Here is a 17,465-nt window from a genome sequence, read left to right as displayed (position 1 = left end):
GGTCTTTGAGGGTCAGACACGCCAACGGAGCCGATGAGTATTCATCGACTCCCGAACCTATTCGCGCACGCATGATCGGAATTATGCCGAGACACGCTACTCGGCTGATTCTTCTTTTGGGGAGGGCGGCGCTTGGCATTCCAATTCTGGCGTTACGCCCGGACGCGCTTTAGGCTCACCCAATCGCCTTTCTGAAGCGTCCCGTCCCTCACGCGGAAATGAGCGTAATGGTCGTCGAAAATCTGGTCGACTTCGACATGACCGACAAGGCGGCGGTGGCGCGGCGTTGCGTGATAGACTTCGAGTATCTGCCCGATGTGCGCGCCATCGGCTTTGCCCAGGCAGGCCACTGTGCCGCCCGCATCCGTACGGACGATCTTGCCGCGCATGAACAAGCTATGGCCGATACCCTGTGCGAGGAGCGGCGTGCTGCCAAAGAGCAGAAAGCCAACAGCAGCACCGACGCCAAGATGTTTTCGCATCACTGTTTCCTCTCTCACGTCAGTTGCTCGGTCCCGGCTTTGAAAGTTGGGAGCACGGGGCGACGCTGGGCATCGTCAAAGAACTGGCCCGCCGCGGGGGCGGCGGCGGGCCCTCAGCCCCGGGGGGTGTTTTATCGGGGCTGGAAACTTCACATGTCGCTCATCGGCTTGTCGGCCATGGGCTTGGCGGTCTTCTTCGCGGCCGGCTTGGCCTTCTTCATCGGCATCTTGCAGCAGCCACTCTTCGCCTTACCGGCCATGCCCGAGCCGTTCGATGCAGGCGACCCGCCGGACATGCCGGCCATCCCCGACATGCCCTGTTGATCCTGCTGGGCCGGTTGCCGCTGCTGCTTCTGCGCGCCGGCCTGATGATCCTTCATCATCTGATCGTGCATCTGCTGCCCGCCATGATCCATGCCCTGCTGGTGGGCATGGGCCGGCGCAGTCTGCGCGGGCGCGGGCGTCGACTGGGCGAGAGCGGTGCCGGCGGCGAAGGTTAGCGTCGCGAAGAGGCTGATGGTCGCCGCGCGAAATGTCGTCTGTCGCATTGAGGGTCTCCGAGTGTTCGTCCTGTTGCCCGGTCGACGTTCCGATCCCGGCAATTCCGAAGCTTCAATGCTGCTAGCGAGACGCAGTCTGTATACGTAACTTACGAATCCGCTTTGGATCGCGACAAGCATGCGCGGGATCGTGCGGGGTGGACCATGGCCCAAGTTCAAGCGAATTCATGATCCCGCTTGATGGCGGCCGGCAGCGAAGTGCAAAAGCCAATTGGCCCGCCGTGGGAGAACGGCGGGCCAAAGCTGCGGTTGAACTAGGCCACGGTCGTTGGCCGCCCAGCCTCGTGGTCGGAGCTGGCTTAATGCAGGGTCAGCAACCGCCCCGCGACCTATGCAACATGCGGGAGGCTCCGTCCTGGGTTCCCATCTCCCGCATAGCGATCCGATGGTCCTGCATCATCTCACCGTGCATCCGTACTTCGCGGTGTCGCATTCCTTGCATCTGGGCCGTGTCGGACCGAGCCGGCGCCGGCTTCGCCTTGAGCGTCTGTTCAAGGTCGGGCATGCCCGGCGGCATCCCATCGGCGAGAACTGGCCCGGCGCCGACGGCAAGGACGCCAAAGGCTGCGAGCGAAGCGATAATCGCTGCTTTCTTGCGCAAATATGATTCCTTCAAGTCTGAGTTTCAGTTCGACCGGACACATGCCCGGTCGATTCTCGCTCCCCAGGGAGCTTGCCGTTGAGATGGTATCGGCCTGGAGGTGGCAGTATACGTAATTTGCGAAGCTGGCGGTCAGCCTGCAATGTCCGCTTTAGTTCGGCTACTAGCAAAAGCTGGGCGCGGATGGCCGAAGACGGCGGCCATCAAAGCCTCCGCCTAGCCCGAGCACTGCAAAGCGACGCCGCCTGCTGCAGTTGGCGAACAGCGAAACGTAAATCGCACGCCGCTTTTGCTTCGGCGCGATCGTGGCAAGGCCCACCGCCGAACCAGCCACTCGGACTGGCCCAGGCTAAATTGTCGGAATAGACGCTCACTCGGATCGGTGCCGCAGTGATTGAACGCTCGCCTGGCTGATTATTGATCAACTTGAACCGCCCCGGGTTTGTCGGAGGCCTCGGGGTTTAAGTATGGACGCGTATCTATGCCGATCTGTTCACCGGCGACGAAAGCCAGCGCATCCGCGAAGCACTAATCAAGACGGTCGGGCAGGCGGGCTATGCAAACGAGAACATCTGGGGCGAGCAGATCGAGGATCGCGGCAGCCAGATCACATTCTCCGCGCTCGGTCAGCAAGCGCCGCTCGAGGCCAAGGACACGTGGGATCCCGATCACGCCAAGCGCAAGAGATTGCAGGCCCTGCTCCAGCCGTTGCTGCCAGGCTTTGGCATCAATATCGGCGGGGCGACATCGATCGACATCACGCGCGAAGGGATAGACAAGGCCTATGGCCTCAAGCGCCTTTCCGAGCAGACCGGCGTCGCACTCGACAAGATGATCTTCTTCGGTGACGCGATCTTCCCGGGCGGAAATGATTATCCGGCCAAGCACCTCGGGCTGGATACCGTGCAAGTCCGCGACGTTGCCGAAACCAAGTCGGTGGTTGGCGCGATCGCTGCCTGGCTAGTCTAAAAGCGCTACCGCCGATACCTAACCAGTCCCGCTTTCGCGCCCGTACGACCCAGCTTCGCAGCGGTCCCACATTGTGGAGCCGACGGATCGCTTCAATCGTGCCGGAGCTGCTTGACCCCACTACGCCTGGGCGCGTTCTAGGACACTCAGCTGGCCATGTCCGCCATCATCCGACAGCTGGCGGCGCAATCCTTGCAGGTAGCCGAGCAACGCTTGATCCGCTCGCCCACGACGTGGCTCAGGCATTCCCGCGCACATCGTTCGCAGCCGTCAGCGCAGGCGCGACACAGGATGGTATGGAGGGAGGATTCGCGCAGCATCGAGTTGGCGGTCGCCTCGCACAGTTCCGCACAGTCGTTCAGCATGGCGATCAGCGACGCCGTGGCTGACGCGCCGCCTTGCTTCGTCAGCCAGGCGGCGGTCTCCAGGCACATGCGGTGCGAAGCCACGCAATCGTCGATGCAGTCCGTCATCGACATCGCCATCCCTTCCATTCGATGCTGCTGCGCCGCCGCCGGCCCAGCCAGCGTTCCAGCGGCGGCAAGGCCGGCGCCGGCCATCAGCAATTCGCGTCTCTCGATCATCATGCACCTCCCATCTGCTATCCCTTGAGCGCTGCGCCGCGTCCGGCGGCCTCAGCCGTCATAGGCGACCCATCCAACGCCGCAGCACGCGCCTTCTCCCGCGCCATCCGGGTTTCCTCCCAAGGCCAGTGGCCGTTGATCTCGACCCCAAGCGAGATGCTCAGGAAGGTCCGCACCAGCACAAGCCCGGCCAGCACGATGAGATCGTCGAGCGTCGGGTTGATCACCAGCGACTTGACGATGTCGCCGGCGACCAGAAATTCCAAACCGAGCAGGATGCTGCGGCCGAGCGCAGAGCGGAACGCGCTATAGGCCTCGGTCCGGTCGCCCGCCCTCGCCCGCCGCGCAAACAAAAAGGTTGCGAGCCCCGCGCCGACGAGGATGGTCAGCGTGCCCGCCAGTTCCAGGCCGATCACCGCAAGCCGGAAGAAGGCGCTCAGCCAGTCGGCCTCAATGGTGATCATACCAGCCTCGCTTGCGGATATTGTTGAAGCTGTCGGTGGCGTGACAGGCATAGCATTGGTCGACGCGCGCTTTCGATCCGGCTGCGCGCTGCGAGACCATGCTGAAATGCTCCATGAAGTGACTGGGTGGCGCCTTGTGGCACTCGGCGCACTGCGTCGAATTGACCGATGGATGGCGATAATTGACGATCTTCCAGCTGTCGGTCTTGTGGCAGCTCGCGCAGTCGGTGCCGAACAGGGCCTGGTGCGGATCGCGGAACGCATGGCAGCTCGCGCAATTGAGCGCGGTCTCGGGAGTCAGGCTTCTAGTGTTTGTCGACATGCCCGCCGAAGGCTGCCGCCACTTTGCCATGTCGAGCAAGGCGGCGTGATCCATGCGGATGATGCCGCGCTCTCCCTCATGTTCGACGTGGCAGGAGGTGCACTGCGTCGCTTTCGCGTGGAACTGAGTCGACTGCTTCGTCCCGAAATCCGTGCCCGCATGGCAGGTGAGACAGGTCCGGGTTTCGACGCCCTTGCCCGGCGTGTGGCAGGCCGTGCATTGGCCGGCGAAGGACTGGTGCGCGCTCGAGAGCGGGCCGGGCGAGACGAGCTGCGCCACCAGGCCGGCATCCCTCGGCGCGTCCGATCGCATCCGGATTGCGACCGCGGCGACCATCACCAGCAGGGCTGCGATGAAGACGGCGTAGGAAAGACGCTGCCAGCTCATAGCCAGCGCAGCCCGTAATAGAGCGCCGCGCCGACATGGAGCGCGAGCAGCGCGAAGATGAGACAGCCCAGCAGGATGTGCAGGATCCGCCATCGCACGAACAGGGTGTTGGTCGCCTCTTCGGCGCGGATCGCGAATTCGGTATCGGCCAGCGCTGCGGCGATCCCCGCCTTGTCCTGGGGGCGCTGGCCCGCGGACGCATCCCCGGCGACGAACAGATAGCGCTTCCAGCCCGACAGCGGCGGGGCTGCGGTATCGGCCTGCGTCGGCGCCGCCGGCTCCTCGAGGAAGGCGGCGCGAAGCGAGGCCAGTTCCGACCTGCGTCCGCGCAGCGCCCGACCAAGCTGGGCAAGCAGGTAGCGGCCGATGAAGCCGGTGATGACCGTCATCAGCAGGAGGACGGTCAGAAGCAGTCCGACCGGGCTTTCGAGCTTGTGCGCGGCGTGGACCAGACCCAGGATCGGCGCCAGCACGCCGGCATAGATGTGGATGGCGAGCAGGGTAGGCTTGCTGACGAGCCGGGAGAGCACTTTGTCGACCCAGGCGATGTGCTTGGCCGCGACATAGGGAAGCGTCAGCAGCATCAGCACGAGCGCTGCGATCCCGATGATCCCGCCAGCGAGGCTACCCGGAAAGCGGGGCGACACGTGCACGAGATAGCCGAACGGGAACAGCAGCAGGAACGCGACCAGCAGGCCGACGGCGATGTCGCTGCGTTCGCGCATCAGGCTTCGACCACGAGCGGCGTGCCCGTCCCCTTCGCCTGGCACGCCAGCACATAGCCCTGCGCCTTGTCGGCGGGCGCAAGGCCGGACTCGACCTCCATCGTCACCTCGCCCTGCAACAGCTTGACCACGCAGGCGCCGCATGTGCCCGCACGGCAAGCATAGGGGATCTCGACGCCCGCGCCCTCGGCCGCCTCGAGCACGGTCTCGTCCGCGGGCAAGGCCGCCGACACGCCCGACACGGAGAAGGTCACCGTGCTCGGCGCCACCTCAACAGTCGGGGACGCCTTATCCGCTGGCGCGGGCGCGGGCTTGACCTCGAGACCCTCGGGGTCGGCCGGCAGCGAGGCCGGACCGAACGCCTCGGTGTGCAGCTGCGCTTCGGGGACGCCGAGCTCCGCCAGCACGCCGCGCATCGCGCCCATCATCGCCGGCGGGCCGCACATATGGATCCGCCGGCTCGCGATCTCCGGCACCGCGGCCAGGATCATCTCGCGGGTGATCGGCCCTTCGGGGCCCATCCAGACGGTGCCGGGCGCGCGCTGCATCGCGGCGACGACATGGAGGTTGGGAAAACGGCGTTCGAGCCGCTCGAGTTCGTCGCGGAACACGAATTCCTCGGTCGACCGTGCGCCGTAGAAGAAGAAGATATCGCCCTTCCACGCGGTGTCGGTGAGATAGCGCAGCACCGACATCATCGGTGTGATGCCGACCCCGCCCGCGATCAGCACGATGCTCTCGGCATCCGTTCCCGTGAAGGTGAAGGCGCCGAACGGTCCGCTGACCTTCAGCAGATCGTCGGCGACGACCTTGTCGTGCAGGTGTCGCGAGACCACGCCCTGCTCCTCGCGCTTAACCGTCAGCTCTACATAGGCCCGCTGAGTCGGCGAAGAGGCGATCGTGTAGGAACGGCGCGCGGTCTTGCCCGCTTCGGGCTCTACCTCGACCTGCAGGAACTGGCCCGGCAGGAAGTCGAACGGCAGCCGGTCGGCACTCGGGTCCGCAAGGCGGAACGTCAGGACCGTCGGCGTCTCTCGTACGATCTGGACCACGCGCAGCTGCCCTGCCCAGCTTTTGGGCTTGCGCAGCGAAGCCCCGGCGGGCGCGGCGGCATTGCTCGGCGCGAGGCCTGCGCTGTCGGCAATGGGTGCAGGCGCGGGCGGGAGCTTCGCAGTGGGGGGAGCAGCCGTCGGCTCCGGCTTTGCCGACGCCTTGCCGCTGGCGACCGCACCGGCGATCACCGCGATACGCCGAAGGCGGAAGATCTGTAGCGCGATCAGCGTCGCGCTGACCAGTCCCAGGAACAGCATGAGAAGGAGGTGCGAGGGCGAGATGCCGAACCAGTGATCGGCATGGCCGGGCGCGGCCTGGTCGATGTCAAGCTGATCGCGAAACCAGGAGAGGGCGACCTCGCGCGGCGGCTGGAGCCCCCCGATCGCGGCCTGTGCGGCAGAGCCAGCGCGGAACAGGTCCGTGCCCTCGCGCATACGCTGAGCTGCATTCAGCCGGGCCGAGATCGTCGTTGCGCGCGCGCCTTCGGCGGATGCGGCATTGATCAATGCCAGGCCTGTGCTCACCCGGTCGCGGGCCTGCGCCGCGACACGCTGCCGGGCGGCTTCATCGAGCACCGGAAAGGCGAGCAGCTGGGAGAAGAAGGCCGCACGGCGAGAGTCGTGGCCGTGCTCATTTTCCCCCTCGCCGTTGATCATGCGATCCATCATGGGGTTCATCATCTTCGCCATGTCGGACGAACCCGGCGCCGAGGGGGCGGACATCGCCCCGTCGGCCGACATCGAGGCGTCGCCTCCGCCGCCATGGTGGGCGGCATGATCCTCGCCCTCCTGCGCCTGGGCGCTCGCGGACAGGCTCAGGGCGAGCGCGAGCCAAAGGCTCCAGCGGCGAAGGCCCATCCGGTTACGCATCCTCTCTTCCCTTTTTTTTCTTGCGCCCTACATGTCCTTCATCGGCATCGCTGAATTCGTCGGCGCCGGATCGGGCGCCGGAGCGCTCTGGTTCGCGCCGCCGGCGCGCATTGCATCATGGTCCATGGCCTGCCGATGATGGCGTTCCATCGCTTCATGATCGTCCCGGGGATAGTCGCTGTTCGCGTCGGTCGGGGCGTCGCTGCCATTATCGGTCACGACGGCGGGGAGTACGGCGGAGTCGGTCGCTGCGTTGCTCGCTGCAGGCAAGGTCTGTTCGCTCTTGCGGTCACACGCCGACAAGGCGAGCGCGGCCGTCAGCACGAAGCTCCATCCGATCGTGCGAGGCAGCAGATTGTCTTTGAGGTTCATGGTGCTTCTCCTCTTGAAGGAAAGACGTAGTGGCTATGTGTCACCCGGATGAATTCATTGAGCGTCGTGCAGAATCTGTTGGCAGCGCTCGTGTGACAAGTTCATGGGATTACGCCCCTGCCCTTTCATCTCGTTGTGGTCGTGAAGCGTCTGCAGGCCCATCTGCCCTTCCATGGCCCTGCAGCTTTCAATCTGCGCCGATGTGGGCGGCGTCGTTACGCAAGCCGCAAGGAACATTATTGGCGCTGCTGCGACGAAAATACATGTCTTCATGGTGCTCCCTTCCTGATAACGGTTACTGCTCCCGCAGCGATTTTTCCTTGATTGCTTCGTCGCGGCGCGAACTACGTTTCGCCGCGAGATAGACGAGAATGGGACAGTCGGACGCCGGAACTTCGCCAGGGCACTCCTCAGCGAGCTCGCGAAGGATATCCCGAATATGCGAGAGTCGTCTGACGCGGCTTTCCGCTTCGCTGATCTTGGCAAGCGTAATCTCAAGGACGGCTGCCGCGGTTGCGGTATCCGAAGCCTGGAGTGTGAGGAGCTGCCGCGACTGCTCCAGCGTGAAGCCGAGTTCCTGAGCAGAGCGGATGAAGTTGAGCCGATCCAGGTCGGCATCCCCGTAAAGGCGGTAGCCAGCGGCAGTCCGATCCGGCGCAGGGAGCAGTCCGCTCCGTTCATAATATCGGATCGTATCACGTCCCACGCCCGCCGCCGCGGCGAGCTCGCCAATCTTAAAGGTGCCCATGACATCCGCTCGATCTTGCAGGTTGGACCGTGGTCCAGGGTCAAGAAGAATTGCGGCCCTTTTTCTTCCCGGTTGCAGAGCAATCGCTGCTCCGCGGCGACTACGTACCTGCCCCGATGGTGGAACACCTGCCAGGGACAGGCCGCAGTGCGAGAAGGCAAGGACTCGTTAGTCCCTACGAAGCTCAACGATGTCATGCTTCGCGGGTTTGCCGTCGGCCACGCTGACATGGGCAAAGTGATCGTCGTAGATATGATCGACCCTCACATGACCCACGAATTGCCGGCGGAACGCGGGTCCCGTCCCCTTGTAAGAGCCGCCCGGTACGGGGACGTTCCGATACACGTCGAGAACCTGACCGACTTCCGCACCATCGGCTTTACCGATGCATACAACCGGGCCACCTTCATCAATACCCACGATCGAACCGCGCATGAACCATGTGTGGCCAATTCCTTGCGCGCCCGCCGGGACTGCCGATAGCAGAGCCAACCCCGCTGCTGCTGCAAGCATCACTGCTTTCATATCGAACTCCTGTCTTAGCTTGGTGCAAACCCATAAGCCGCCGCCGGCAATGCCGTTCTCACAGCTTTGGACGGTTCAGCCCCGGCCACAGCTCGGGCCGGCGCCGAGAACGTGTCAGTTGCTGCGGCGCAGTTCGACGATGTCATGCTTGGCCGGCGCCCCGTCCTTGACCGAGACATGCGCGAAGTGATCGTCGTAGATGTGGTCGACGGTCACGTGGCCGATGAGCTGCCGATGATAGGTCGGCGCCACGCCTTTCGAAGGACCGGGGTGATTGATAACCCGATAGACTTCAAGCGTCTGCCCGACCTCAACGCCGTCGGCCTTGCCGATGCAGACGATCGTTCCGTTGGTATCGGTTCCGACGATCGAACCGCGCATGAACCAGGTGTGACCGATACCCTGTGCCAATACCGGCGAAGCACTGAGCATCGAGATGCCTGCCAGCGCAACCATGATGGACTTCTTCATCATCGTCTTGACTCCTTGAAAAAGTGTTGGAAGCTGCCGCTCGATTTCTCGAGGGGAAGATTTTGTTTTTTCGCCAACAGGACTATGGTCCCGGGTCCCAGCTCGGTATACGTAGTGTTCGCAGCCATCGGTCTATTTGGTGACCGCGCCGTAAAGCAGGCTCAGATGTGCCCGCCCTCTACAGCCGATAGGAGAGGCCCGCTTCCAATAGATGGTCGCAAGGCCGTTCAGATCTGGTTAAAATCATCCGTGTGGATGAGCCGTTGTTCCACCGCCAACTGCCCGGAAGTCGCATCACTGTCGATGATCGATCCACGCGTGAAGAACGCGTCACCGATGCCGCTTTACAGCGCGACGCCCACAAGTGTCGGATACGAGGGCCGGCTGCGTGCCTGGCGAATAAGGGGCGAATGCGAAGACAACACGGGAATTTATGTTTCCACCTTCGGCAGGTCGCGGGATTGAGGACCGGGACATGGCAACTCTACGATTCCCGGGGGGCTCCGCATCATGGATTGGAGCGAGCATGAGAACCTCAATACGCCCTGGCTCGCCACCTTCGCCTTTGGCGGATTGTTGATCGCCTTCGCCGACGTTGTGCTGCTGTTTCTGCGCTGGCCTCGCGACGGCGGGAAAATCGGTGGCTATCGATGCGTGGATCGACAGAGTGGTTCGGGCGCCGGACGTTCGCACATCCATGACACACATTCGGTGCCCGATACCAGATGAGGTCATCAGCCGATCGACCTACTTCTTGTTCTTCCTCATCATCTTCCGGCAGTCGGCATGCTGACGATTCATCGGAGTCTGAGCAATCGTGCCCTTTTCCTCCGCGTGGCTGTGCAGTTGGTTGGTCCCCATGGACTTCTCCATCGCATCGCAATGTTCGGACTTGTCGTGCTTGGCATGCTTGGCCGTCTCGGCCGCAACGTGTGCCTGGGCGACCGGATTCGTATTCGTGCGAACCTGCGCGTTCGCGGTCGAACCGATTGAGAGCAAGCTCATGGCCACAATCGAGAGAAACTTCGTCATACTCGACTCCTTGGAAGAATGTTGAATATTGCCGCTCGATTCTCGAGGGGAAGATCTGGTCTTCGTCGTCAGGACTATGGTCCTTGGTCCAAGCTCGATATACGTAGTGTGCGCAGCCATTAGGCTCGTCGGCGCGGATCTCTCTACACCTGAATCGGAGCTCGGCGAATTCCACAATGAGGTCAGGGGTTCGCGACCTCATATACCAGAAACACGTCCTCGACGTCGGCCGCGCAAACCAAACGGTCGCCCTGACATTAGAAAAAGGCCGTCAATGTGCGACCGGCGAAATTTTGGAGCAGATGTGAGGGCTCCGTCTTCCTGGTGCGTATACCCAGGAGATGTGTACGAGCATGGCAATCACGCGCAGGGACCGGGCTGAGGTTTGGAGGACGGTGACTTGAGAAAGCAATCGATCGCGGCGCTCACTGCAATGTTCATCGCGAACGCAGCGACCGCTGCGGCGCCCATTCTGGTGCACCGTGACCCCGGATGCGGATGCTGCCAGAAATGGACTGAGCAGGTCCGCGCGCAGTTCCGGCGCCCTGTAACCATCGTGGATGATCGCTCACGCGCAGCCTTCCAGCGCGCGCGGGGCGTCCCGCAACAGCTGTCCTCCTGCCACACCGCGGTGATCGATGGTCTGGTCTTCGAGGGCCATGTGCCGATCGCCGACATGAAGCGGCTCCTGGCGCAGCGTCCCCGCGGCGTAAGTGGCCTTGCGGTTTCAGGGATGCCGATCGGCTCGCCCGGCATGGAAGTGACTGGTCAGCGGGCGCAGCCTTATGTCGTGGTTGCGTTCGGACCTTCGGGCCAACGCGTATTCGCTCGCCATTAACGCTAATCTTCATTTGGTTCCCTAAGGGGCTTTTGCTAGAAACAATCTTCGTGAAACGCTTTTTCGCCTCGCTGCTCCTTGTCGGAGCACTGTTGGGTCTCTTCGGAGGCCAGATGGCGGCTGCGCGAAGCGTTCCGATGGCGATGAGCGCGCCCAAGGCGATGGCGATGGATTCGGACTGCATGGCCATGATGGCCAAGCAGCAGCCCGCGCCCGAGAAAAAGCCGTGCAAGGGCCTTACACTCGACTGCATTGCCGCCATGGGGTGCGTTGTTCCATTGGCCGCCGCTGATCTTGCGGGCGATATTGCCACGCCGCGTATTCATGGCGCCCTCGGCTTCTGGCCGACCAACGCCGTCCTGGCCGGGAAGTCCTTCGGTCCTGATCCGGATCCTCCCACGAACCTTGGCTGATTGAACCATTGCTTACGCGCGCTTTCCCGCGCGGCGCCGTGACCTCTTTCAATTCAGACAAGGATATTCGTGATGAACAAGAAGATGATTCTGGCTGCTATGGCGGCCGCCCTGAGCGTCGCCGCCCCTGCTTGGGCGGATGCCTCGCATAGCTCGACCCAAGGCCATTATGAATGGCGATCGGTGCCGCAATACGGCCCGCGTGCGACCGGCCCGGTCCGGCAGCGCGTCTGGGTCGCGGATCATGCCCAGATGGCGAACTGCGACTGCGACATGATGAAGATGAGCGCGGATGAATGCATGGGCATGATGCATCACGGCCGCGACAAGCCTACAGCCGGCTAAGCTCGGGTCCCGGCCGTCAGATCAGAAAAGCAGAGCCAGGCGCGCGGCGCCGGCGCGGGACATCAAGCCCCCGCGTCGGCGCCGTGTTGGCAGCCTTGTGATCCGCGCCGGGAACCCCCGAACGGGAGATGTTCATGCGCACCCTTTTCCTCGCCGTGCCGCTATTGGCGCTACCGACTCCAGCCCTCGCCGGGCCGCTCCGCTTCGAGGAGGCGCTTGCGCGAGCGGAGGCGCAAGCTCCGTCGCTCCGTGCCAAGGGGTTGGAGGTCGATGCGCGCCGCTCCGCACTGCCGGCGGCAGGGCAGCTCCCCGATCCCAAGCTCGGGCTCGGTATCGACAATTTCCCCGTATCGGGCCCGCCAGCTGGGAGCTTCGTCGAAGACAGCATGACGATGGCGCGAGTGGGTATCTCTCAGGATGTTCCCAACGCCGCCAAGCGCCATGCTCGGACGAGCCGGGCGCGAACCGATGTCGAAGCTGCCGAGGCGACACTTTTGTCCGAACGCCGCCGCGTCGAGGTCGCAACCGCGCTGGCATGGATCGATCTCGCCTATGCGGAACGGCGTCTTGCCGCTCTCGACGGCATACTTTCCAAGCTCGCCCCCCTTCCCTCCGCGGCAAAGAGCGGCGTCGCCTCCGGCACCGCGCGCCCCGCACAGACGCTGCAGGTGCGGCAAGCACTCGCGGTGCTGGAAGACCGCCGGAGCGAGCTCGCCGCCGCAGTGGCGCGCCAACGCGCGATCCTCTCGCGCTGGACCGGCGAGCCCGCGCCTGAGGTGGTCGGTAATATCCCTGCGCTTACTATCGACGCCGCAGCCCTGCGCGCCGCCATAACCACCCACCCCGATCTCGGCGCCGCCGGTGCCCGGGTCGCCCAGGCCGAGGCGGACGTCGGGATCGCCCGGGCCGACAAGCGCCCCGACTGGGGCTTCGACGTCGCCTATCAGCGCCGGGCGGATCGCTATGGTGACATGGTTTCGGCCGGCGTCACTGTCAGCCTGCCGCTTTTTGCCAAACGGCGGCAGGACCCGATGATCGCCGCCAGCGCGGCGACCGCCGCTGCGGCGCTTGCCGAGCAGGAAGACATGCGCCGGTCCCTTCTCGCCGATCTCGAAGCCGGCCTTGCCGACCATGCCATGCACCATGAGCAGTGGATGCGCGCCCGCGACACGCTGCTGCCGCTCGCGCGTAGCCGCGCGAACCTCGAGACCGCGAGCTATGCCGCCGGACGCGCCGGGCTGCTCGACGTGATCGAGGCCCAGACCATGCTCGCCGACAGCGAGCTGCAATTGCTCGACAGGGAGGCCGAATTCGCGCGCGATGCCGTGCGGCTCGTCCTCACCTTTGGGGGGAACAGCGAATGAAATTCGACATGACCTCGCGCGCGCAGCTTGGCACGGCGGCCGCGGCGCTCGCACTGGCGGCGGGAGCCCTCGGCTATGGCCTGGCGACTTGGCGCCATGAAGATCCACCGGCCGCAACGGCGCAGGGCGGGCGCAAGATCCTCTACTGGTACGACCCGATGGTCCCGAGCCAGCATTTCGACAAGCCGGGCAAGTCGCCGTTCATGGATATGGAGCTTGTACCCAAATATGCCGACGAGGCAGCGAGTGGCGAGACCGGCGTGGCGATCGATCCGGCGCGCACCCAATCGCTTGGCCTGCGCATCGCGGAAGCGCGGACCGGGACACTGGGATCGAGCCTCACGGCGACCGGTACGATCGAGTTCAACGAGCGCGACGTCGCCATCGTCCAGGCGCGAACCGGTGGCTTCGTCCAACGGGTCTACGCGCGCGCGCCCGGCGATGTGATCGGGGCAGGCGCACCGCTCGCCGATATCCTGGTGCCGGAATGGGCGGGCGCGCAGGCGGAATATCTGGCCGTGCGAAGGATCGGCGATGCAGGCCTCGCTCACGCGGCCCGTCAGCGCCTCCTGCTGCTCGGCATGCCTGCGGGTACGGTCGCAGCAGTCGAGCGGAGCGGGCGACCGCATAATGTGGTGACGATCTCGGCGCCAACCGGCGGCACCATCAAGACGCTCGGCGTCCGGGCCGGGATGACGGTCGCGAGCGGCCAGACACTCGCAGAGGTGAACGGGCTGGGTACGGTGTGCCGTCAAGTCCCAAGGTGCGGAGACGGATTCGAGGCCGCCGGGAAAACGTTCAAAGCATTGAATGGGCGCGATTATTTTCGGAGCGAGAGCAATGGGGCTTTCTCGGGATCTGCCGGGAATGCCCCCTAAATCGCGGTCTGGCTACCAAATAGCCTTCGTTCAGAGGAAACTGCGGCCCGTCTTTGGCGCAATTCTGCGGCCTTCAGGAGCCGCATGAATTCTCGGGCAAGGCAAACTCCCCGTCCTTGGCGGGGGGGCGAACGATGCGCTGACATGGCAACAGAAAAGGCGCTCCGGCGGGTACTGCCGGAGCGCCCGGATGGAACCGCGCTGCTGTTGTCGCGGCGCTACTTCGAGCGCCGCTTCGTGGGTTCTTCCTTGGTCGCTTCCTTCGCCTTGGCGAGGAAGTCGACCTGCTCGGCGATGATCTCGCAGCCGTACCGATCGGTGCCGTTCGCATCAGTCCACTTGCTGTAGTGGATGCGGCCGGTGACCATGAACATCGCACCCTTCGTGCCGTGCTCGGCGACGCTCTTGCCGATCCCGTTGAAGCAGGTGATGCGGTGCCATTCGGTCTCGGTCTGCCGGTTGCCTTCGCTGTCCTTGAAGCTGCGGCTGGTCGCCAGCGATACGGTGGTGATGGTGGCGTTGCCCCTAGTCTCGCGGACCTCGGGAGTGTTGCCGACGAAGCCGACGAGGGTGACGGTGTTCTTCATGGTTCTGACCTTTCGAAGCTGATGTCTGCGCCCAAGGGACCATCCCTTTGACTGAGCCCCGGAAGGTCTGGCCGGGGACAGGGCTGCACCGAGCGCAATCGAGGGAAACCCCACGCCAAGGGGTGGTGCGGGCGGGCGCGCGTCAGCGCGCCAACACGGCCCTGATAGCGTGCGGGTTGCCGGCCTGGCCACGGCCGGACAGGGGGGTGATCAGGTCATGAAAAGGGATGTGCGTTGGAGTGCGAGCGGGCGATCCAAAGGGTTCAGAAGAGTGAAATTACTGGCCCTCGAACAGGGCGGCTAAGCGCCCTCTTCTCAGTCGCTCGAGGCTTCATTCACGAGCCCAGAATCAGACGTAATGCACGCCGCTGGAACGGCCGCATTGTCGGAGACTCCGGAACATCAGCTTAGAGAAGTACTGACTGGGGTACCGGGACGCACCGTGCCACATCCGACGTGTCAGCTACGCCCCCCTACTTCAATCGTAGATTACCTGCTGAGGCAGTCCGCCAAGAGAAGCGTTAGTTGGTCTCGCTTTCCCACCCCGTGCGGGCTTCAGACAACCCCTGAAGGCAACATGCGTTCGGCGCTGGTGCTGCTCTACGGTATCTAAGCTGTTGCAACCCTTCGGACGCCAACCTTCGTCGGAACCATCGCCGCTCCCTGCCGCTTTTTGGTGATCAGGAGACGCTCATGAGCTACTATATCGCTACGTCGATCTCGCTTCCCTTCGATCAAGCGATCGGAGCGGCGGAAGCCGCGCTTGCCGAGGAAGGATTCGGCGTAATCAGCCGGATCGATATCCAAGCGACGCTGAAAGCAAAGATCGGCGCTGACTTCCGGCCGTACACCATCCTCGGCGCGTGCAATCCGAAGCTGGCTCATGAAGCTCTCCAGCTGGAGGACAAGGTCGGCACGATGCTGCCCTGCAACGTGGTCGTGCAGGATTTGGGGTCCGGAGAAACCGAAATCGCCGCGATTGATCCCGTCGCCTCCATGCAGGCGATCGAGAACGGCGAGTTGGCTTCTGCGGCGGCTGAGGTTCGCGCCAAGCTCCAGCGGGCGATCGACAGCGTCTCGCAGGCGCGCGGGAGCTAGCACCCCTTGCAAGTCCATTAGGCTATCCTACATTAGGCATACCTAATGGAGTGGTACGTGGACAAGGTCGATCTTGGAGGTTCGGAATTCACCCGCCAAGCTGGTGAGGCAAGCCGCCTACTCAAGGCGCTTTCGAACGAATCTCGCCTTCTCGTTCTCTGCTTTCTTGTAGAGGCGGGCGAACTTTCGGTTGGCGAGCTGACTGAACGGGTTGGCCTCAGCCAATCCGCCCTCTCGCAGCACCTCGCCAAGCTGCGTGAAGAAGGGCTCGTCGCCACGCGCAAGGAGTCCCAGTCGGTATTCTACCGCGTCTGCGATCCCAAGGCGGAGCAGGTGCTCGCGCTACTCCATCAGATCTACTGCCCCGAACTCGGCCAAGACGTGCGGGCAGCTAACGGAACAGGAGAGAACGCATGACCCAGGACATGAACATCGAGAAGGCAATCGAGCAGGTAAACGCCGTGCTCGAAGGCAAGCTGCGGGCGCCGCACGTCAAGACCTTCTTTCATGAGCCAACCTTCACCGCCACCTATGTGGTGAGCGACGATGCGACCAAGCGCGCGGCGATCATCGATAGTGTTTGGGACTTCGACCAGCCCTCGGGCCGGACCAGCTTCGAGGCGGCCGATGAGATCGTCGCCTACATTGAGGAGCAGGGTCTCACGGTTGACTGGATCCTCGAGACTCACGCTCACGCGGACCATTTGTCGGCCGCGCCCTACCTGCAGGAGAAACTTGGCGGTGAACTGGCTATCGGTCGCGAGATCGTGACCGTCCAAGGCGTCTTCGGCAAAATCTTCAACGAAGGCACGGAGTTCGAGCGCAACGGCTCGCAATTCGATCGTTTGCTCGAGGACGGCGATGAGTTGATGGTCGGCGATATTCCGCTGATCGCGCTGCATGTCCCAGGCCATACCCCGGCCGACATGGCTTACGTCATCGGGGACGCCGCTTTCATTGGCGACACCATGTTCATGCCGGACTACGGATCCGCGCGGGCGGACTTCCCCGGCGGCGATGCGCGCAAGCTCTATCGCTCGGTGCGGCGCCTGATGCGCCTGCCCGACAAGACTCGCGTGTTCCTGTGCCACGACTACAAGGCGCCGAACCGCGAGGTGTTCGTCTGGGAGACGACCATGCTCGCTGAGCGAACGGCCAATGTTCACCTGCATCAGGATGTAACCGAGGACCAGTTCGTCGAGATGCGCACCCAGCGCGATGCGACGCTGGAGATGCCGCGGCTGATCCTCCCGTCGATCCAGGTCAACATGCGCGGCGGGCGCCTGCCGCCTCCCGAGGAGGACGGCACGTCCTATCTCAAGATCCCGGTGAACAAGCTGTGATGCTGCCCGGATTTCCTGAAGCAGCTCCGCTGCAGGGCTTGATCGGCGGCGTGCTGATCGGTCTTGCGGCGGCGCTGATGCTGCTCGGCGCCGGCCGGATTGCCGGTGTGTCGGGCATTCTCGCACGCGGCACGGCCATCGCCGAAGGTAGCATGGCGCGCACGAGCGCGTGGGGATTCCTCGTCGGGCTTCCTCTCGGCGCGTTGGCAATTCGCTTTGGCACCGACTGGGAGCCGGCGGTGTTTGCCAGTTGGCCGGTGCTCGTCGCTGCGGGGTTCCTCGTCGGCTTCGGAACGCGCATGGGCAGCGGCTGCACCAGCGGCCATGGTGTGTGCGGCGTCAGCCGGCTGTCGCATCGCTCGATAGTGGCCACCACTGCCTTCATGGCGGCGGGGATCGCCACCGTCTTCATCATGTCTCTGGTTGGAGCCTGAC

Annotated in this window: 25 protein-coding genes and 2 pseudogenes; 13 read left to right on the top strand and 14 right to left on the bottom strand. The window is 63.7% G+C overall.

Features of this window, described 5'->3' with window-relative positions; translation table 11 throughout:
• Positions 1-152 precede the first annotated feature (152 nt).
• Complete coding sequence (locus TZ53_RS27665; RefSeq protein WP_021224454.1) at positions 153-482, bottom strand: hypothetical protein; 330 nt, start codon at positions 480-482, stop codon at positions 153-155.
• A 149-nt stretch (positions 483-631) separates the two neighbouring features.
• Positions 632-796: a hypothetical protein gene (locus tag TZ53_RS27660; RefSeq protein WP_238320180.1), complete on the bottom strand. Its 165-nt coding sequence runs from the start codon at positions 794-796 to the stop codon at positions 632-634.
• Positions 797-802: 6 nt separating this feature from the next.
• On the opposite strand from TZ53_RS27660, the gene TZ53_RS23235 reads away from it, so the two are divergent.
• From TZ53_RS23235 to TZ53_RS23225, 3 genes and pseudogenes are all read left to right on the top strand, one after another.
• Positions 803-982, top strand: a complete 180-nt coding sequence (locus TZ53_RS23235) for a hypothetical protein (RefSeq protein WP_007406401.1) — start codon at positions 803-805, stop codon at positions 980-982.
• Positions 983-1,427: 445 nt separating this feature from the next.
• Positions 1,428-1,649, top strand: coding sequence for a hypothetical protein (locus tag TZ53_RS27275; protein ID WP_062121690.1), 222 nt, complete (start codon positions 1,428-1,430; stop codon positions 1,647-1,649).
• Positions 1,650-2,111: 462 nt separating this feature from the next.
• Positions 2,112-2,612 (top strand): annotated as a pseudogene (locus tag TZ53_RS23225) (HAD hydrolase family protein); the annotation flags it as partial.
• 146 nt (positions 2,613-2,758) lie between these two features.
• Here TZ53_RS23225 and TZ53_RS23220 read toward each other — a convergent pair.
• The 10 genes from TZ53_RS23220 to TZ53_RS23175 all read right to left on the bottom strand — a co-directional run bounded on the left by TZ53_RS23220 (position 2,759) and on the right by TZ53_RS23175 (position 9,135).
• Complete coding sequence (locus TZ53_RS23220) at positions 2,759-3,199, bottom strand: four-helix bundle copper-binding protein (protein ID WP_044663290.1); 441 nt, start codon at positions 3,197-3,199, stop codon at positions 2,759-2,761.
• 14 nt (positions 3,200-3,213) lie between these two features.
• Positions 3,214-3,660, bottom strand: a complete 447-nt coding sequence (locus tag TZ53_RS23215; protein WP_044663289.1) for a DUF1622 domain-containing protein — start codon at positions 3,658-3,660, stop codon at positions 3,214-3,216.
• A complete protein-coding gene (locus tag TZ53_RS23210) occupies positions 3,647-4,369 on the bottom strand; it encodes a hypothetical protein (RefSeq protein ID WP_044663288.1) in 723 nt (240 codons plus the stop codon). Before TZ53_RS23210 ends, TZ53_RS23215 begins: the two co-directional genes overlap by 14 nt.
• Complete coding sequence (locus tag TZ53_RS23205; RefSeq protein ID WP_044663287.1) at positions 4,366-5,094, bottom strand: hypothetical protein; 729 nt, start codon at positions 5,092-5,094, stop codon at positions 4,366-4,368. Before TZ53_RS23205 ends, TZ53_RS23210 begins: the two co-directional genes overlap by 4 nt.
• Entirely contained in the window at positions 5,094-7,016 is a 1,923-nt protein-coding gene (locus tag TZ53_RS23200) for a 2Fe-2S iron-sulfur cluster-binding protein (protein WP_044663286.1), read from the bottom strand. Before TZ53_RS23200 ends, TZ53_RS23205 begins: the two co-directional genes overlap by 1 nt.
• Before the next feature lie 27 nt (positions 7,017-7,043).
• Positions 7,044-7,388, bottom strand: a complete 345-nt coding sequence (locus tag TZ53_RS23195; protein WP_022684264.1) for a hypothetical protein — start codon at positions 7,386-7,388, stop codon at positions 7,044-7,046.
• 54 nt (positions 7,389-7,442) lie between these two features.
• A complete protein-coding gene (locus tag TZ53_RS23190) occupies positions 7,443-7,661 on the bottom strand; it encodes a hypothetical protein (RefSeq protein WP_022684265.1) in 219 nt (72 codons plus the stop codon).
• A gap of 22 nt (positions 7,662-7,683) precedes the next feature.
• On the bottom strand, positions 7,684-8,136 hold the full coding sequence (locus tag TZ53_RS23185) for a heavy metal-responsive transcriptional regulator (protein ID WP_022684266.1): 453 nt from the start codon (positions 8,134-8,136) through the stop codon (positions 7,684-7,686).
• A gap of 168 nt (positions 8,137-8,304) precedes the next feature.
• Positions 8,305-8,661 (bottom strand): hypothetical protein, encoded by a 357-nt coding sequence (locus TZ53_RS23180; protein ID WP_022684267.1) that lies wholly within the window; start codon positions 8,659-8,661, stop codon positions 8,305-8,307.
• 114 nt (positions 8,662-8,775) lie between these two features.
• A complete protein-coding gene (locus TZ53_RS23175; protein WP_022684268.1) occupies positions 8,776-9,135 on the bottom strand; it encodes a hypothetical protein in 360 nt (119 codons plus the stop codon).
• A gap of 507 nt (positions 9,136-9,642) precedes the next feature.
• On the opposite strand from TZ53_RS23175, the gene TZ53_RS25770 reads away from it, so the two are divergent.
• Positions 9,643-9,861 (top strand): hypothetical protein, encoded by a 219-nt coding sequence (locus tag TZ53_RS25770; protein ID WP_022684269.1) that lies wholly within the window; start codon positions 9,643-9,645, stop codon positions 9,859-9,861.
• 18 nt (positions 9,862-9,879) lie between these two features.
• Here the strand turns inward: TZ53_RS25770 and TZ53_RS23165 are convergent, their stop codons facing one another.
• The gene (locus TZ53_RS23165) at positions 9,880-10,164 is read right to left on the bottom strand and encodes a hypothetical protein (protein ID WP_044663285.1); all 285 of its coding nucleotides are present in this window, start codon (positions 10,162-10,164) and stop codon (positions 9,880-9,882) included.
• A 433-nt stretch (positions 10,165-10,597) separates the two neighbouring features.
• Here TZ53_RS23165 and TZ53_RS23160 point away from each other — a divergent pair, with 433 nt between their 5' ends.
• The 5 genes and pseudogenes from TZ53_RS23160 to TZ53_RS23140 all read left to right on the top strand — a co-directional run.
• Entirely contained in the window at positions 10,598-11,002 is a 405-nt protein-coding gene (locus TZ53_RS23160) for a DUF411 domain-containing protein (protein WP_022684326.1), read from the top strand.
• Positions 11,003-11,139: 137 nt separating this feature from the next.
• Positions 11,140-11,415, top strand: a complete 276-nt coding sequence (locus TZ53_RS23155; RefSeq protein ID WP_238320179.1) for a hypothetical protein — start codon at positions 11,140-11,142, stop codon at positions 11,413-11,415.
• A 72-nt stretch (positions 11,416-11,487) separates the two neighbouring features.
• Positions 11,488-11,760: a hypothetical protein gene (locus TZ53_RS23150; protein WP_022684328.1), complete on the top strand. Its 273-nt coding sequence runs from the start codon at positions 11,488-11,490 to the stop codon at positions 11,758-11,760.
• 134 nt (positions 11,761-11,894) lie between these two features.
• Positions 11,895-13,124, top strand: coding sequence for a TolC family protein (locus TZ53_RS23145; protein ID WP_028056251.1), 1,230 nt, complete (start codon positions 11,895-11,897; stop codon positions 13,122-13,124).
• An 8-nt stretch (positions 13,125-13,132) separates the two neighbouring features.
• Positions 13,133-13,870: pseudogene (locus TZ53_RS23140) on the top strand (efflux RND transporter periplasmic adaptor subunit); the annotation flags it as partial.
• Positions 13,871-14,220: 350 nt separating this feature from the next.
• Here TZ53_RS23140 and TZ53_RS23135 read toward each other — a convergent pair.
• A complete protein-coding gene (locus tag TZ53_RS23135) occupies positions 14,221-14,589 on the bottom strand; it encodes a single-stranded DNA-binding protein (protein WP_044663284.1) in 369 nt (122 codons plus the stop codon).
• A 693-nt stretch (positions 14,590-15,282) separates the two neighbouring features.
• Here TZ53_RS23135 and TZ53_RS23130 point away from each other — a divergent pair.
• Genes TZ53_RS23130 through TZ53_RS23115 form a run of 4 tightly spaced genes read left to right on the top strand, consistent with a single transcriptional unit; the run spans position 15,283 to position 17,464 of the window.
• Positions 15,283-15,687, top strand: coding sequence for a DUF302 domain-containing protein (locus tag TZ53_RS23130; RefSeq protein ID WP_044663283.1), 405 nt, complete (start codon positions 15,283-15,285; stop codon positions 15,685-15,687).
• 57 nt (positions 15,688-15,744) lie between these two features.
• Positions 15,745-16,104: an ArsR/SmtB family transcription factor gene (locus TZ53_RS23125; RefSeq protein WP_044663327.1), complete on the top strand. Its 360-nt coding sequence runs from the start codon at positions 15,745-15,747 to the stop codon at positions 16,102-16,104.
• A complete protein-coding gene (locus TZ53_RS23120) occupies positions 16,101-17,030 on the top strand; it encodes an MBL fold metallo-hydrolase (protein ID WP_044663282.1) in 930 nt (309 codons plus the stop codon). Before TZ53_RS23125 ends, TZ53_RS23120 begins: the two co-directional genes overlap by 4 nt.
• On the top strand, positions 17,030-17,464 hold the full coding sequence (locus tag TZ53_RS23115) for a YeeE/YedE family protein (RefSeq protein ID WP_044663281.1): 435 nt from the start codon (positions 17,030-17,032) through the stop codon (positions 17,462-17,464). The genes TZ53_RS23120 and TZ53_RS23115 overlap by 1 nt, the downstream gene beginning before the upstream one ends.
• Position 17,465 lies beyond the last annotated feature (1 nt).

This window comes from Sphingobium sp. YBL2 (genome assembly GCF_000943805.1).
GTDB classification, from domain to species: domain Bacteria; phylum Pseudomonadota; class Alphaproteobacteria; order Sphingomonadales; family Sphingomonadaceae; genus Sphingobium; species Sphingobium fuliginis.
The sequence above is the reverse complement of the archived record's forward strand: the minus strand, read 5'-3'. Positions and strand labels throughout refer to the sequence as shown.

What these genes read in the sequence shown, in the direction of transcription:
- TZ53_RS27665 (WP_021224454.1), bottom strand. Translation starts at nt 482, where the DNA reads ATGCGAAAACATCTTGGCGTCGGTGCTGCTGTTGGCTTTCTGCTCTTT.
- TZ53_RS27660 (WP_238320180.1), bottom strand. Translation starts at nt 796, where the DNA reads ATGTCGGGGATGGCCGGCATGTCCGGCGGGTCGCCTGCATCGAACGGC.
- TZ53_RS27275 (WP_062121690.1), top strand. Translation starts at nt 1,428, where the DNA reads ATGGTCCTGCATCATCTCACCGTGCATCCGTACTTCGCGGTGTCGCAT.
- TZ53_RS23220 (WP_044663290.1), bottom strand. Translation starts at nt 3,199, where the DNA reads ATGATGATCGAGAGACGCGAATTGCTGATGGCCGGCGCCGGCCTTGCC.
- TZ53_RS23215 (WP_044663289.1), bottom strand. Translation starts at nt 3,660, where the DNA reads ATGATCACCATTGAGGCCGACTGGCTGAGCGCCTTCTTCCGGCTTGCG.
- TZ53_RS23210 (WP_044663288.1), bottom strand. Translation starts at nt 4,369, where the DNA reads ATGAGCTGGCAGCGTCTTTCCTACGCCGTCTTCATCGCAGCCCTGCTG.
- TZ53_RS23205 (WP_044663287.1), bottom strand. Translation starts at nt 5,094, where the DNA reads ATGCGCGAACGCAGCGACATCGCCGTCGGCCTGCTGGTCGCGTTCCTG.
- TZ53_RS23200 (WP_044663286.1), bottom strand. Translation starts at nt 7,016, where the DNA reads ATGCGTAACCGGATGGGCCTTCGCCGCTGGAGCCTTTGGCTCGCGCTC.
- TZ53_RS23195 (WP_022684264.1), bottom strand. Translation starts at nt 7,388, where the DNA reads ATGAACCTCAAAGACAATCTGCTGCCTCGCACGATCGGATGGAGCTTC.
- TZ53_RS23190 (WP_022684265.1), bottom strand. Translation starts at nt 7,661, where the DNA reads ATGAAGACATGTATTTTCGTCGCAGCAGCGCCAATAATGTTCCTTGCG.
- TZ53_RS23185 (WP_022684266.1), bottom strand. Translation starts at nt 8,136, where the DNA reads ATGGGCACCTTTAAGATTGGCGAGCTCGCCGCGGCGGCGGGCGTGGGA.
- TZ53_RS23180 (WP_022684267.1), bottom strand. Translation starts at nt 8,661, where the DNA reads ATGAAAGCAGTGATGCTTGCAGCAGCAGCGGGGTTGGCTCTGCTATCG.
- TZ53_RS23175 (WP_022684268.1), bottom strand. Translation starts at nt 9,135, where the DNA reads ATGATGAAGAAGTCCATCATGGTTGCGCTGGCAGGCATCTCGATGCTC.
- TZ53_RS25770 (WP_022684269.1), top strand. Translation starts at nt 9,643, where the DNA reads ATGGATTGGAGCGAGCATGAGAACCTCAATACGCCCTGGCTCGCCACC.
- TZ53_RS23165 (WP_044663285.1), bottom strand. Translation starts at nt 10,164, where the DNA reads ATGACGAAGTTTCTCTCGATTGTGGCCATGAGCTTGCTCTCAATCGGT.
- TZ53_RS23160 (WP_022684326.1), top strand. Translation starts at nt 10,598, where the DNA reads ATGTTCATCGCGAACGCAGCGACCGCTGCGGCGCCCATTCTGGTGCAC.
- TZ53_RS23155 (WP_238320179.1), top strand. Translation starts at nt 11,140, where the DNA reads ATGGCGATGAGCGCGCCCAAGGCGATGGCGATGGATTCGGACTGCATG.
- TZ53_RS23150 (WP_022684328.1), top strand. Translation starts at nt 11,488, where the DNA reads ATGAACAAGAAGATGATTCTGGCTGCTATGGCGGCCGCCCTGAGCGTC.
- TZ53_RS23145 (WP_028056251.1), top strand. Translation starts at nt 11,895, where the DNA reads ATGCGCACCCTTTTCCTCGCCGTGCCGCTATTGGCGCTACCGACTCCA.
- TZ53_RS23135 (WP_044663284.1), bottom strand. Translation starts at nt 14,589, where the DNA reads ATGAAGAACACCGTCACCCTCGTCGGCTTCGTCGGCAACACTCCCGAG.
- TZ53_RS23130 (WP_044663283.1), top strand. Translation starts at nt 15,283, where the DNA reads ATGAGCTACTATATCGCTACGTCGATCTCGCTTCCCTTCGATCAAGCG.
- TZ53_RS23120 (WP_044663282.1), top strand. Translation starts at nt 16,101, where the DNA reads ATGACCCAGGACATGAACATCGAGAAGGCAATCGAGCAGGTAAACGCC.
- TZ53_RS23115 (WP_044663281.1), top strand. Translation starts at nt 17,030, where the DNA reads ATGCTGCCCGGATTTCCTGAAGCAGCTCCGCTGCAGGGCTTGATCGGC.